This is a genomic window from Actinoalloteichus caeruleus (assembly GCF_049311605.1).
Taxonomy (GTDB): Bacteria; Actinomycetota; Actinomycetes; order Mycobacteriales; family Pseudonocardiaceae; genus Actinoalloteichus_B; species Actinoalloteichus_B caeruleus.
In genome coordinates this window covers 4,651,144-4,665,124 of the sequence record NZ_CP186005.1, presented here as the reverse complement: position 1 = coordinate 4,665,124, position 13,981 = coordinate 4,651,144, and the positions used below count along the sequence as shown (strand labels likewise).

Annotated in this window: 9 protein-coding genes; 1 reads left to right on the top strand and 8 read right to left on the bottom strand. The window is 71.9% G+C overall.

From position 1 onward, the window contains the following. Positions 1-287 precede the first annotated feature (287 nt). The 8 genes from nrfD to ACOJVX_RS18865 form a co-directional block, all read right to left on the bottom strand. Complete coding sequence (nrfD, locus tag ACOJVX_RS18900) at positions 288-1,322, bottom strand: NrfD/PsrC family molybdoenzyme membrane anchor subunit (protein ID WP_026419865.1); 1,035 nt, start codon at positions 1,320-1,322, stop codon at positions 288-290. Then, positions 1,319-2,296: a 4Fe-4S dicluster domain-containing protein gene (locus ACOJVX_RS18895; RefSeq protein ID WP_081715603.1), complete on the bottom strand. Its 978-nt coding sequence runs from the start codon at positions 2,294-2,296 to the stop codon at positions 1,319-1,321. The genes nrfD and ACOJVX_RS18895 overlap by 4 nt, the downstream gene beginning before the upstream one ends. A 5-nt stretch (positions 2,297-2,301) precedes the next feature. Next, positions 2,302-5,547, bottom strand: coding sequence for a formate dehydrogenase (gene fdh, locus ACOJVX_RS18890; RefSeq protein WP_422646965.1), 3,246 nt, complete (start codon positions 5,545-5,547; stop codon positions 2,302-2,304). A gap of 79 nt (positions 5,548-5,626) precedes the next feature. Further along, entirely contained in the window at positions 5,627-5,920 is a 294-nt protein-coding gene (locus ACOJVX_RS18885; RefSeq protein WP_026419868.1) for a hypothetical protein, read from the bottom strand. 803 nt (positions 5,921-6,723) lie between these two features. Next, a complete protein-coding gene (locus ACOJVX_RS18880) occupies positions 6,724-8,007 on the bottom strand; it encodes a WXG100 family type VII secretion target (RefSeq protein WP_026419869.1) in 1,284 nt (427 codons plus the stop codon). Next, positions 8,004-8,312, bottom strand: a complete 309-nt coding sequence (locus ACOJVX_RS18875) for a hypothetical protein (RefSeq protein ID WP_418153697.1) — start codon at positions 8,310-8,312, stop codon at positions 8,004-8,006. The genes ACOJVX_RS18880 and ACOJVX_RS18875 overlap by 4 nt, the downstream gene beginning before the upstream one ends. A gap of 331 nt (positions 8,313-8,643) precedes the next feature. Continuing rightward, positions 8,644-11,145 carry an ABC transporter permease gene (locus ACOJVX_RS18870; RefSeq protein ID WP_422646964.1) on the bottom strand — a complete coding sequence of 834 codons (2,502 nt, stop codon included), beginning with the start codon at positions 11,143-11,145 and terminating at the stop codon, positions 8,644-8,646. 3 nt (positions 11,146-11,148) lie between these two features. After that, positions 11,149-11,895 (bottom strand): ABC transporter ATP-binding protein, encoded by a 747-nt coding sequence (locus ACOJVX_RS18865; protein ID WP_026419872.1) that lies wholly within the window; start codon positions 11,893-11,895, stop codon positions 11,149-11,151. A 447-nt stretch (positions 11,896-12,342) separates the two neighbouring features. On the opposite strand from ACOJVX_RS18865, the gene ACOJVX_RS18860 reads away from it, so the two are divergent. Next, positions 12,343-13,905 carry a multicopper oxidase family protein gene (locus ACOJVX_RS18860; protein ID WP_418153699.1) on the top strand — a complete coding sequence of 521 codons (1,563 nt, stop codon included), beginning with the start codon at positions 12,343-12,345 and terminating at the stop codon, positions 13,903-13,905. Positions 13,906-13,981: the final 76 nt, after the last annotated feature.

Below are 13,981 nucleotides of genomic sequence, written 5' to 3'. Positions count from 1 at the left end.
CCTCGCGTACCGCTCCCCGTCGTGGGTGAGTCCCGCCGTGCTCGGCCGAGGGCGACGGGGGCGACGGGGACGGCGTTCCTGGTGCGCGGGTCCGGTGCCGAGGCCCGTTCGGCCCCGTTCGGCCCGTTCGGCCCGTCCCTCCCGCCGTCCTGAGGGGCGGGTACCGAGGACCAACCCACCGCTGCCCGGGGCCGGGGCGGCACACCAGTGGACCACGATGGACACCGGCACGACTCCACCGCCGACTGCCGCCTCCCCGCACCGCGAGGGCGAGGTGGCATGTCGGATCAGGCGACGTTCTCCTCCGCGGCCCGCGCCGCGCGTTCCCGCACCCGCGCTCGCTGCGGTTCGACCGTGTACTTCGGATCGCGCGCCGACTCCATCCCGGCGTGGAACACGCCGAACCGGGTGCAGGCCGATCCGACGAGCAGCGCGGCGCCGCACACGCCCGCCGCCACCCGGCTCCGGCGGCCGAGGAGCGCGCCGCCGACCGCACCGGCCACGGTCAACGCCTTCGCCGCCTTCATCAACCGGCCGCCCCACCCGGTGCGGTAGGGCTCGGCGACCATGCCCATCCGCCGTTCCATGCGCGCGGTGGCGGCGAGCTCGCCCGCCGCCGCGAGGACCGCCGCGCGGCGGGCCGGCCCGGTCTGGGCGGTCGGCGCGGCGATCATCGACGCACCCGAGGCGGCCAGCGCGGCCGAGGAGACGAAGACGAACGGGAGTTCGCGGTGGCCCTCATGCCAGGCGGGGACGGCGGTGTCGGCGGCCAGCGCGGCCGTGTAGGCGGCCACCAGCGGTCCCAGCACGGCCGCCGTCGCCGTCGCGGTCGCCCCGATCCTGGGGAACCAGCCGGTGAGGTCCGTGATCGCGGCCGCTCCGGCCGCCGGACCGTAGGCGGCCAGCAGCCAGGAGCCGACGCTCATCGGCGAGGTGATCTTGAAGACGCGGAGCATGTTCAGGAAGCGGGCGGGGCGCCCCAGGTCGTGCACCAGGGCCACGACCGACCCGGACACCGCGCCGAGCGCCACGAGCTTGGCCGGCCTGGCCAGACCGGGCCGGTTCGTCCAGTGCCCGCCGGCGGCGAGGACCGACGACCCCCCTGCCAGGCCGCCGAGGAAGAAGTACCCGGCGATGTCGGTGGCCGCCCAGCGGGGCGGGTTCAGCACGGGCAGCCCGTAGTAGGAGTCCGGGCTGTACTCGGGAGCCGCGGTCCGCTGCCCCCGGGGCCGCCACCGCTGTTCCCCGGTGCCCCCGACGCGGGCCTCCCGCCCGGGGTGCGCCCCCCTGATGCCGTCCCTGGTGACGTCCGACGTGCTCATGACCGCCTCCCGACGAACATCGCGGCCAGTCCACCGAGCATGGTCGCGGCGGCCACGCCCACGTGCGCCCACATCCGGGGCAGGTCCCTGGTCGTCACCACCGGGTCGGGGGGCAGCCCGTACACCTCGGGTTCGTCCAGCAGCAGGAAGAACGCACCGTCCCCGCCGACGCCGTCCTCCGGGTCGTGCCCGTACAGCCGGGCCGAACCGACGCCGTCCCCGTGCAGTTGTTCCACCCGGGCGGCCGCCCGCTCGCGCAGCTCGTCCAGTTCCCCGAACTGGATGGAGTCAGTCGGGCAGGCCTTGGCGCAGGCGGGCTCCATGCCCACGCCGACCCGGTCATAGCACAGGGTGCACTTCCAGGCGCGGCCGTCGTCCGGTCGCTGGTCGATGACCCCGTAGGGGCAGGCCGGCACGCAGTAGCCGCAGCCGTTGCAGATGTCCTCCTGCACGACGACGGTGCCGAACTCGGTGCGGAACAGCGAACCGGTCGGGCAGACGTCGAGGCACGCGGCGTGGGTGCAGTGCTTGCACACGTCGGACGCCATCAACCATCGCAGGTCGGTGTCGCCCGCCGATCCGCCGTCGCCTCCCCGGCCGGGCTGTTCGGGGACCAGCGGCGCCGGCCACCCGCCCTGTTCGGGGACGGTGACGCCCTGGGCGGCGGCGGCCAGCGCGTCCACACCCCGGTGCGACTCGTCGGGCGGGGGCCCCACCAGGGGTTTGCGCTGTTCGACGAACGCGACGTGCCGCCAGCTGTCCGCTCCCAGCCGGCCGGTGTTGTCGAAGGACATGCCCGTCAGCTCCAGGCCGTCCTCCGGGATCGCGTTCCACTCCTTGCAGGCCACCTCGCAGGCCTTGCACCCGATGCACACCGAGGTGTCGGTGAAGAACCCGTAGCGCGGGGGAGCGTCGCGGTGGCCGGCGGAGGCCGCGACGTGCGGGTCCGGTCCGGAGAACTGGTTGGTCGGCACGGCGCTCAGGCCTCCGTTCCGGTGGTTTCGGTGACGCCCGCTCGCCGCCGGTAGTCCTCCACGTAGCGGCGCAGCGCGGCGCCGCGGGGACGTCGCCCGGGGCGGATGTCCGCCGTCCAGGCCTTGACCTCCTGGATGTGGACGTTGGGGTCGAGGGTGATGGAGGACAGCTCGTTGGCGGAGTCGCCGGTGGTGTAGCCGTTGGGACCCCAGTGGTAGGGCATCCCGATCTGGTGGACGGTCCGGCCCTGCACGAACAGGGGCGTCATCCGGTCGGTGACCACCACCCTGGCCTCGATGGCGTTGCGGGCCGTCACGATGGTGGCCCACCCGTGGTGTTCCAGCCCGCGTTCCTCGGCCAACTCCGGTGAGACCTCGCAGAAGAACTCGGGTTGGAGTTCGGCCAGGTAGGGCTGCCAGCGCGTCATGCCGCCCGCGGTGAAGTGCTCGGTGAGCCGGTAGGTGGTGACCACGTACGGGTACACCTCGGCGCCCGGCTCGTCCCCGCTGGGCTGGTAGCGGTTGTCCTCCCGGGAGTTGGCGAGCCGCACCGGGTTGCGCTGCTGCGGGTACAGCAGGTTCGGGAACGGGGACTCCTGGGGTTCGTAGTGGGTGGGCAGCGGCCCGTCCACCAGGCCCGCCGGCGTGTACAGCCAGCCCTTGCCGTCGGCCTGCATGATGAACGGGTCGACCCCGGAGATCGCCTCCACACCGCGCGCCTCGGGGGCCGGCCGGTAGGAGGGGGGACGGTCGGCGATGAAGTCGATGCTGTCGTGGCCGGTCCAGCGGCCCGCCTCCTCGTCCCACCACACCAGGGCCTTGCGTTCGCTCCACGGCCGGCCCTCCGGGTCCGCCGACGCCCTGCTGTACAGGGTGCGGCGGTTCTGCGGCCACGCCCACCCCCACTCCGAGCCCGTCCAGTTCTGCTCGCGGTGCGGTCGCCGGCGCGCGGCCTGGTTGACCCCGTCCTGGTAGACCCCGCAGTAGATCCAGCAGCCGCACGAGGTGGAGCCGTCGTCCCTGATGTCGTCGTAGCCCGACAGCGGCCGCCCCTCGGCGTCCCAGCCGTTGATCTCGGCCAGGACCGCCTCGGCGTTGGGGTCACCCAGCGTGCCTTCCAGTGGGTAGTCCCAGGTCAGGTCCAGGATGGGGCGGTCCATCGGCTCGGTGGAGCCGGCGAGCCGTTCCCGGATGCGCCGCCCGAGGTGGTAGATGAACCACATGTCGCTGCGGGCCTCGCCGTCGGGTTCCTTCGCCTGGTGCTTCCACTGCAACAGCCGGTTGGTGTTGGTGAAACTGCCGGACTTCTCGATGTGCGCCGCCGCGGGGAAGAAGAACACCTCGGTGCCGATCTCGGTGCTGCGCAGCTCGCCGGTCTCGATCTCGGGCCCGTCCTGCCACCACGTCGCGCTCTCGATGAGGGAGAAGTCCCGCACCACCAACCAGTCCAGGTTGGCCATGCCCAGCCGCTGCATGCGGGAGTTCGCCGAGCCCACCGCCGGGTTCTCGCCGAGCAGGAAGTAGCCACGGCAGATGCCGTCCCGCTGGGCCATCACCGTGTCGTAGGTGCTGTGCCCGCCGGTCAACCGGGGCAGGTAGTCGAAGCAGTAGTCGTTCTCCTCGGTGGCCGCCGGCCCCCACCAGGCCTTGAGCAGGCTGACCACGTAGGCCCGCATGTTCGCCCAGTAGCCCTTGTCGGCGGCGTCGGAGGAGATGAAGTGGTCCAGGTCCTCGTGCAGGTGGGCGTGCGGCATCGGGATGTAGCCGGGCAGCAGGTCGAAGAGGGTCGGGATGTCGCTGGAACCCTGGATGCTGGCGTGTCCCCGCAGCGCCAGGATGCCCCCGCCGGGGCGACCGATGTTGCCCAGCAGCAGCTGGAGGATCGAGGCCGCGCGGATGTACTGGGCGCCGACGCTGTGCTGGGTCCAGCCCACGGCGTAGGCGAACGCCGTGGTGCGGTCGCGTCCCGAGTTGCTGGTGATCTCCTCGCAGACCCGCAGGAACTTCTCCCGGGGGATCCCGCACACCTGTTCCACCATCTCCGGGGTGTAGCGGGCGTAGTGCCGACGCAGGACCTGGAAGACGCAGCGCGGGTGTTCGAGGGTCTCGTCGCGGAGCGGCTCCCCGTGCAGGGCGGGACCGCCGAAGCCGTGCGACTCGGGGTGACCGGAGGACTGCATGTCCCGCCCGGGGTGCCGTGGCTCGTCGACGCCGCGCTTGCCCGCCGCCGAGGCGACGCGCACTCCCTCGTACTGCCAGGAGTCGACGTCGTAGGTGCCGTCCTCGCGGTCGAACCCGCCGAAGAGGCCGTCGAGGTCCTCGGTGTCCTGGAAGTCCTCGTGGACCAGCATCGCCGCGTTCGTGTAGTTGACCACGTAGTCGTGGAAGTACTTCCCGGTGCTCAGGACGTGGTTGATGATGCCACCGAGGAAGGCGATGTCCGTGCCGGCGCGGATCGGGACGTAGAGGTCGGCCAGCGCGCTGGTCCGGCTGAACCGGGGGTCGACGTGGATGACGGTGGCGCCCCGGGCCTTGGCCTCCATGACCCACTGGAACCCCACCGGGTGGGCCTCGGCGAAGTTCGACCCCTCGATGATGATGCAGTCGGAGTGCTGGAGGTCCTGCAGGTAGGTGGTGCCGCCACCCCGCCCGAAGGAGGTGCCCAGGCCGGCGACGGTGGAGCTGTGGCACACCCTGGCCTGGTTCTCCACCTGGACGATGCCCAGGGCGGTGAACAGCTTCTTGATGAGGTAGTTCTCCTCGTTGTCCAGCGTCGCCCCGCCGAGGCTGGCGATGCCGAGGGTGCGTCGGGTGCGGGACCCGTCCACCTCCTCCTGCCAGTTCTCCCGTCGTGTCCTGATCACCCGCTCGGCCACCATGTCCATGGCCGTCTCCAGGTCGAGCGGTTCCCACTCGGTGCCGTACGGCCTGCGGTACAGCACTTCGTGCCGCCGTGAGGACCCCGTGGTCAGCTGGAGGCTCGCCGAGCCCTTGGGGCAGAGCCGGCCCCGGCTGACCGGTGAGTCCGGGTCCCCCTCGATATGGGTGACCCGTCCGTCCTGGACGTAGACGTTCTGGCCGCAGCCGACCGCGCAGTAGGGGCAGATCGACTTGGACACCTTGTCGGCCGTCGCCACCCTGGGTCGTAGGGACTCGGTTTCGCGGGACACGGCGGCCACGCCGCGTCCCAGGCGGTCGGGGCCCGTGAGCTGCCGGAACACCGGCCAGTCGAGCCAGCGGGGAGTCGCCACCGGGACCTCCTCGGATACGGCCCCCCGTGGGGCCGTGGGCCTGTCGTCTCCAGCTTCGGCCCGTGGGCCGTTCCCCGCCCTACGAGGCGTGCCGCCGCTGGTCGGGGTCGGACAGGACGCGGTGGGCCGTCCACCAGCGCACCTCGTCGTGGCTGTCGGGCGTGTGCTCCAGCGCGTTCACCAACCGTTGACTACGCGAACGGGTGAGTCCCAGCCGCACCGCGGTGGGGGGCGGTTCGGTGTGGTCGCCGTCGGCTGGTTCCCCGGTGGCGATCAGGTAGGCGAGCCCGGGCGGAACCCGTAGGGCGCGGCCGGCCCGCTCGTAGTCGTGCCCGGCGGCGAGCAGGGCACGGGTCTGCTGCTGTGTGGGCATCTCGCTCCCAGTTGGCGTCGTCGGGGGAGTGTCACCTTGACACCTGCCCTGCCCGGTGCGAAGCGGCGCTAAACACCGCTCCTCGCCATCGGGTGGCGGGACCGGGCCGTGGCGGGCCCCGGTGGGGGAGCGGGAGGGGGAGCGCGAGGGGCGGCGCCGTCCGGCGCGGCGGAGGGCGGTGACCCGGCCGTGACCGGGTGCTCTCCCACCCGGCACGGCTCGCGCCGGCGACGCGGAACACCAGGGCAGCGGCTGCCGGACCGGCGCGGTGGCGGAACCGGATCCGGGAGGGGACATCACCTGACGGGGGCCAGTGGAATGCCGTGGACCGGTTCCCGGCGGGTTGATTTTTCCCTTTCCGCCGGTCTGGGGACATCGACGATGCCCGCGCCACCCACGGTCGGACGCCGCTCCGCGGAACGGTCCTGGTACGGCTGGATACGTGGTCGCCTGGTGGGACCCGTGTGCTCACGGTGGCCAGTGATCGGCGTCATCGCGTGCCCGTTGGTCGTTGTCGGGCTTGTTCCGCCGATCCCGGGAATCGTCCGCGCGAATCGAGGGCAGGCGGACGACAAGGGGCTCGCGGTGGCCGGCGCCGCCCTCTCCGCCGTTCGACCCGCCCCGTGCGTGAGGTGGGTGGTCGCCGTGGACGACGCCGGGGAGCGGGTTCGCGCCCTCTCCTCGTCCGCCCTGGTGCGGCGATCCAGCCCGGAGAGGTCAGGGGCAGCGGGCGGCTCGGACCCGGGTGGTGCCCGGTGGCCAGCCGCGCGGTGCGGCGGCCACCGGATCCCGGTCGCGGGGGCTCAAGCCCAGGGGTTCAGCCCGGAACGGTCCGGTCGCACCCCGTCGGTGTCGGGGACGAACCCGCCCCGGTCGACCTCGGACTCGTCGTAGTCGTCCAGGGTCGTCGTCCCGCCGTGGCCCACCTGGTCGCTGTAGGCCAACCGGCCGTCCTGGCTGATCACCACCATGTCCCCCTGGTCGACCGACTGGCGGACCTGGCTGGCGATCTGTTCGGGACTGGCGTTCGGGTTGGACGTGCCGATCTCCCGGCCGCGTTCGTTGTTGTACAGGTCCATCGCCTCGGGGTACCGACCGTTCTCGGGTTTCCGTTCGTGCGCCGTGGCGAAGGCCTCGGACCACTCGGCCCCGAACTCCTGGGTCATCCTGGCGTTCCAGTAGGCGTGCCGGAAGGCGTCCACGTGGTTGTGCGTGGTGTTGTCCGGGTCGCCGAACTGCTGTTCGCTCACGACGTAGGCCTCCTGCTGGAGGCGGTACCAGGTGTACATCTCGTCCGGCCGCAGCTGGAGGAAGAGGTCCAGTTCCTCCTGGGTCCACTTGCTGCTGGGCACCGAGAACCCCAGCCTCTCCAGGATGGGGTTGATGACGTCGACCAGCTCGGGTGGTGGGAAGTCCACCAGCTCGTACTCGGACGCGGCGACCTGGTAGCGGTTGAGGATGTCCTCCAACGACTCGCGGCCGTCGGGTGTCAGCGCCACCACGTCGTCGCCGCCGAGGGAAATGCTCCGCAGCTCCGCCGCCGCGGCCCGGTTCTCCTGGGCCAGTGCGGTGAGGAGGGTCGCGGCGGCCGTCGCGACGCGCCTGGTGGCGACGGCGAACTCGTGCAGCGCCTCCTCGTCGTCATCGGGAACGTCGGCGGCGCGGGCGGCGAGGTCGGCCACGTTGTCGAGGATCGCGGTGTGGTCCTCCTTCGCCGAGGCCAGGTTGGTGGACAACGAGGAGAGCACCCCGGCGGCGCGGGTGAACAGCTCCGAGTCCTGGAGCAGCGCGGACCGCTGCTTGGTGATGGCGCCCACCGCCGAGGACGCGGCGGAGCCGGTCCACGCGGCCTCCAGCTCGCTCGCCGCCGAGGACAGCCCGTCGGAGGCCGCCGTCTCGGTGGCCTCCGCCGTTCGCGTGCAGCTGATCCGCAGGTCCTCGATGGCCTCCGCGTCACCACCCAGCTCGCCGATCTTGGCCGGCAGGTCCCCGAGCACCGAACGGACGTTGTTCCCGCTGACCGAGCCGGCGATCGAGCCGAGGCTCGCCGCCCGGTCCTCCAGCTCCTCCACCGCCACCTGGCTCACAGCGACACCCCCTTGCCGTCGAAGGCGCGGGCGCGTTCGTCGTCGATGTCGGTGTAGGTCTCCGAGCTCCGCCGGACACCCTCACCGAGCTCGCCGACCCGCTCGGAGTGCCCGAGCACCGTGCCCGCCAGGTTGCGCGCCAGGTCGTCGAAGGCCTCCGCGCAGTCCGAGGTGGTGAACGCGCCACCCCCGCCGCCGGTGCCGGACTTCCACGAGCGGCACACCGCGTCGAGGTCCTCGGACAGGGTCGACAACGAGTCACCCACGGCGGCCAGTTCCTCCTCGGCCACCTCGAAACCGGACATGGTCACCTCTGTCGAGTTCGGTGTCCCAGCCCCCTGAGCGGTCCCGCCGCACAGCGCCCCCTGACGTGGGATGGACCGCCGCTCTGGCACGGAACGAGTAGTTATCACAAGCAGTATCACTGGCCGTGTGCGGCGGCGAGGCCGCACCCCGGCGAAACCGGTCGTTCGGTGAGCCTCCCCGGGGGGAACCGCTCAGTGATACGACCGAGCCGACGGCCCACGGATCAGCCATTCCCGGGAGGTGCCGGCCGGCCCGGTCCCGGCACGGCGAACGGGTGTCGGCGGGACGAACCCGCCGACACCCGCACCGGAGAGGACCGCCGCCGTGGCGTCAGTCGTCCGCGAGCGCCTGCATCGGGGAACTCCTCGCGGCCTTGCGCGCCGGGATCAGCGCGGCCAGCAGCGCCATCGCGATCATCGCGACCAGCACGGCCCCCAACTGGCCCCACGGGATGGCCATCATGGGCACGTCGGAGAGCGCCGAGGCGACCATCGCCGCGTAGGCACTGCCCAGGGTGATCCCGATGACCGTGGCGTACACGCCCAGCAGGGCGCCCTCCCAGGTGAGCATCGACCGCAGTCGGCCGCCACGCAGCCCCAACGCCCGGAGCAGGCCGTATTCCTGGCCGCGCTCCACCACCGACAGCGACAGCGTGGTCGCCACCCCGACCATCGCGACGATGACCGTGATCCCGACCAGGCCCAACGCCACCAACCGCAGGTTGCCGATGATCTCCTCGAACGCCTCCCGCTCCTCGGCCGGGTAGAACAGGCTGAGGTTCGGGTCGATGGGCACGGTCGCCTCCAGCGCCTGCTGGAGCGCGTCGAGTTCGATCGCCTCGTCCGCCGCGATCAGCAGCCGGAACGGGTCGAGGTCGGGCATGAGGGTGCGCAGGTCGTCCGGGTGGATCGAGACGAACCCGAGCGTGCCCCCCTGCCGGTAGATCGCCTGGACCGTCAGCTCCACGGTCCGCCCCTCGGCGCCCACCGTGACCGTGTCACCGACGGACAGGCCGTGGTCGTCGGCCACCCGCTGGTAGAGCGCCACCGAACCCTGGCCCCACTCCGAGAAGTCCCCGGAGGCGATGTTGCGGGTGAGGTTGGGAATCGCGGGGACGTCCACACTGGACACCCACTCCTCCACGACGTCCGTCCCGTAGTCCACGTCCAGCGGGGTCTCCCAGAGGGGCGTGACGGCGCTGACACCGGGCGCGGCGGCCAGGTCGTCCACCAGCTGCTGGTCGAGCAGCCCGTCAACCTCCTCCTGGTTGGAGAAGTCGCTCACCATCGCGTCAGCGGGCATCGACGCCCGCAGCTGCTCGTCCGCGCCGGCCTGCATGCTGCTCAACCCGACGAGCACGGCGCTGACCAGGGTCACGCCGAGGGCGAACACCGAGGCGGTGGTCGCCGAGCGGCGCGGCGCGCGACCGGTGTTGCGGGCCGCCAACCGACCGGCGATCCCGCCCGCCGCCCCGGCCGGCCTCTCGACCAGGCGCGTCATGATGCGCACCAACAGCGGTCCGGCTGCCAGCACGGCGCCGAACAGCAACACCCCGGAGGCCATGACGGCCAGCACGAACAGTTGGCCCTCGTTGGTGCCCATCATCAGCCCCAGGGCGAGCAGACCCAGCGCCCCCAGCAGGAGCAGGACGCCGAGGGTGGTGCGCAACCTGCCCACCCGGGACTCGCTGTCGGCCAGCGGAGCGGAGCTCATGGCCGCCACCGGGGGGATCCTCGCGCCCTTGATCGCGGGGAAGACCGCGGCGACCACGGAGAGCAGCACCGCGGCGAGGACGCAGAGCAGCAGGCTCGGTACCGACACCGTCAGCGGGGGCATGGTGGCGGTGACGAACAGGTCCGCGATGGCCAGCCCGGCCGTGCCCGCGCCGACGGCGGCGAGGGCACCGCTCACCCCGGCGAGGCCACCGGAGATGACCGCCTCCACCAGCAGCGCGCGCACGATCTGCCCGGGATGCGCGCCGATGCAGCGCAACATGGCGGTGCGCTGGCGGCTGCGCGCCAGCAGGATGCGGTAGGTGGAGGCGACGATGATCGCCGCCGCCAGCATCGCGATCACCACGAAGATCGACAACACCAGGAAGATCGAGTCGGCCTGCCGGGCGGCGGACCGCATGTCCTCGTCCCGGACCTGCTGACCGGAGTTCACCAGCACGGAGGTGCCGAGGTCGTCCTGGATGGCGGACACCAGGTCGCCCTCGTCCTGGCTACCGGCCACCAGCAGCTGGTAAAATCCGTCGGTCTCGGACCAGTCGACGAAGGTGTCCTCGCTGGTCATCACGCTGTAGCTGCCCTGAGGGCTGTCCCGCACCAGACCACTGAGGGTGGCCGTGACCGTCTTCTGGTCCGCCTCGGTGTAGAGGACCACCTCGAACTGGTCGCCGATCGCGAAGTCCAGCTCCTCGGCCAGCGAGCGGCTGAGCAGCACCTCGTCGGTACCCGGAGCCGACCCCTCCTCCACCATGTGCATCGCCAACGGGCCCTCGACGGGGGAGGTGCGCAACACGTAGTTGTTGCGCCCGATGGCGATGGAGACCCCGCTACCGGACGGCGCGACCTGGTCGACGCCCGGCATGGCCGCGACCCGTTGGATCTGCTCGTCGGTGAGCACCCACGGTTCCTCGACGGCGTCGACGACCGCGTCGGTCTCCTCGCTCACCGAGACGGTGCTGCGGATGAACTCGTCGCGGAGGGTGTCGGTGAACAGCATGGTGCCCGCCGCGAAGAACGTGGCGATGGCGATGGCGATACCGGTCAGCAGGATCCGCGAGGGCCGCTGTCGGATCTGCGCGAGTGATGCCTTGCCCAGTCCCATCGTTCACCTGCTCAGTTCGTCGAGGGCGGCGAGCACGTCCTGCCGGGACGGCCGGCGCAGCTCCCCCGCGATCCGACCGTCGGCCAACAGCACGACCCGGTCGGCCGCCGCCGCGGCGGAGGGGTCGTGGGTGACCATCACGATGGTCTGGCCGAAGTCCCCGGTCGACCTGCGCAGGAACTCCAGCACCTCCCGGCCCGACGACGAGTCCAGGTTGCCGGTCGGCTCGTCGGCGAACACCACGTCCGGCCTGGTCGCCAGTGCCCGGGCGATCGCCACCCGCTGCTGCTGACCGCCGGAGAGCTGCGACGGGCGGTGCCCCAGCCGGGGGCGGATGCCGAGGATGTCGATGACGGTCCTCAGCCACTCCTGGTCCGGCGAGCGGCCGGCGATGCTGAACGGCAGCAGGATGTTGTCCTCCGCCGTGAGCTCCGAGAGCAGGTTGAACTTCTGGAAGATGAACCCGATGCGGTCCCGCCGCAGGTCGGTGAGCTGCCGTTCCCGCAGGGAGGTGATCTCGGTGCCGCCGACGGTGATCGACCCGCTGGTGGGCCGGTCCAGACCGGCCATGCAGTGCATCAGCGTGGACTTGCCCGAGCCCGAGGGACCCATGACGGCGGTGAACTCGCTCTCGGCGACGCCGAGGCTGACCCCGCGCAACGCGTGCACCTGGGTGTCGGCGCTGCCGTACACCTTCGACACGTCGGTGGCCGCCACGATCGTCCCGGTGGCGGTGGTGGTGGATGACATGGTGTTCCGTCCTTTCGTCCGTGTTCTCCCTTCGTCGAGTCGCCTCAGCCGGTCGGGCGGCTCCCTCCGCGCGCGCGAGGGGCAGCGGACCTGGGGGACCGCCCCGGTGGGGTGCTGGCTCCGTCCGGACCGCGTCCGTGCGATGACGGGCCGTGCCAGGCCCGTGGACCGGTCGCCTCGGGCATCCGGAACGCGGTGGTTCCGGGAACCGGGCCGGTGGTGGTGGCGGAGCGCATCGTCGTCCTTCTCGATCGGAGGGGTCGGTGTGCGTACAGCCTGGCCGTGAACCCCTGTCCCGCAGATCAGCCGAACGGCCAGGCACGGGAGGACCCCTCGGCCGAAAGTCGTAGCCAGGGTTGTCACCGAGCCACCCCAGGACCGGGACCAGGGGCCTGCTCCGGGGCCTTCCCGACGTCGACCAGGCCCTCCGACCGGTTGGCTGAGGGGGTGAGACGAACTCCCCAGTCCCCGCAGTCCCGGCGCCGGTGGCCGCGCCCGCGCACCGTGGTGACCGCGCTCCTGGCGCTCTCCCTCGTGGGGGTGATCCTGCTCGCGGCGGGCTTCGCGATCGGCTACCAGGTCGTGCGGCGCGACAACCTGGGCCAGCTGGACTTCGCGACACCGCTGGTCGTACCACCCCTCCTCGAACCGGAGACCGACGAGGAAGGCCGCCAGGCCTTCGACCTGCGGCTGAGGACAGGGGCCTCCGAGCTGCTGCCCGGCACGCGGACGGTGACCTGGGGGGTGAACGGGGACCACCTCGGCCCGACCCTGCGGATGCGGCGCGGCGACCACGTCGCCGTGCGGGTCACCAACGAGCTCTCCGAGGCGTCCTCGCTGCACTGGCACGGGATGCGGGTCCCGGCCCGCATGGACGGGGGACCCCACCAGGAGGTCCGGCCCGGTGGGGTGTGGATCCCGGAGTGGACGGTGCGCCAACCCGCGGCCACCCTCTGGTACCACCCGCACCCCCACGGCCGGACGGCCGAGCACGTCTACCGGGGTCTCGCCGGCATGATCATCGTCGAGGACGAGCGGACCGACTCGCTGACGTTGCCCTCGGAGTACGGGGTGGACGACGTTCCCCTCATCGTGCAGGACAAGGACTTCGACGACGCCGGCCAGTTCGACCTCAGCGGCGGCGGCGGGGTGGGCATCCTCGGCGACGAGATCCTGGTCAACGGGACCCACGACCCGCACTTCGAGGTGACCGCCAGCCGCACCCGCCTGCGGGTGCTCAACGGGTCGACCGCCCGCGTCTACGACCTCGGCTTCGTCGACGGCCGGCACTTCCAGGTGGTGGCCACCGACACGGGCCTGCTGCCCGCACCCGTGGAGCGGGACCGGGTGCGGCTCTCACCGGGCGAGCGGGCGGAGATCGTGGTCGAGATGGACCCCGGAGAACGGGCGGTCCTGCGGTCCTTCCCCGGCGGCCTGGACGCCGGCTTCTTCCAGGACAGGTTCTCCGGTGGGGACGACACGTTCGACATCATCCAGCTCCGGGCCGCCGACCGGCTGCGGGAGTCACCACCCGTTCCCCGGGAGTTGGGCAGCGAACCTGTCGTCGAGCCGCCGCCGGGCGCCACCGTCCGCGCCTTCGAACTCTCCGGGACCTCCGAGATCAACGGGCGGCCGATGGACATGGGTCGCGTCGACGAGGTGGTGCCGGCGGGCGCCACGGAGATCTGGGAGGTCAGGGGGAGCGGTTCACCCCACAACTTCCACATCCACGACGTCAGCTTCCGCATCCTCGACGTGGACGGCGCCCCGCCCCCGGCGTGGCTGGCCGGACCCAAGGACACCGTCTACCTGCCCCCCGGGGCCCTGGTGCGGCTCGCGGTCGACTTCGGGACCGAGGTGGACGAGGAGGTGCCCTACATGTACCACTGCCACCTCCTCGCCCACGAGGACGCCGGCATGATGGGGCAGTTCCTCGTCGTGCCACCCGAGCGGGTCGACACCGTGGACCGCACCCTGAACCACCCGAGCGGTGGGCACTCCCACCACTGACAGCCCGCACCGGCCGGGGCGGTCCGGGGTCACCCCCGACGTCGACGCCCCCGCCAGCCCGCCCCACTCCCGTCGG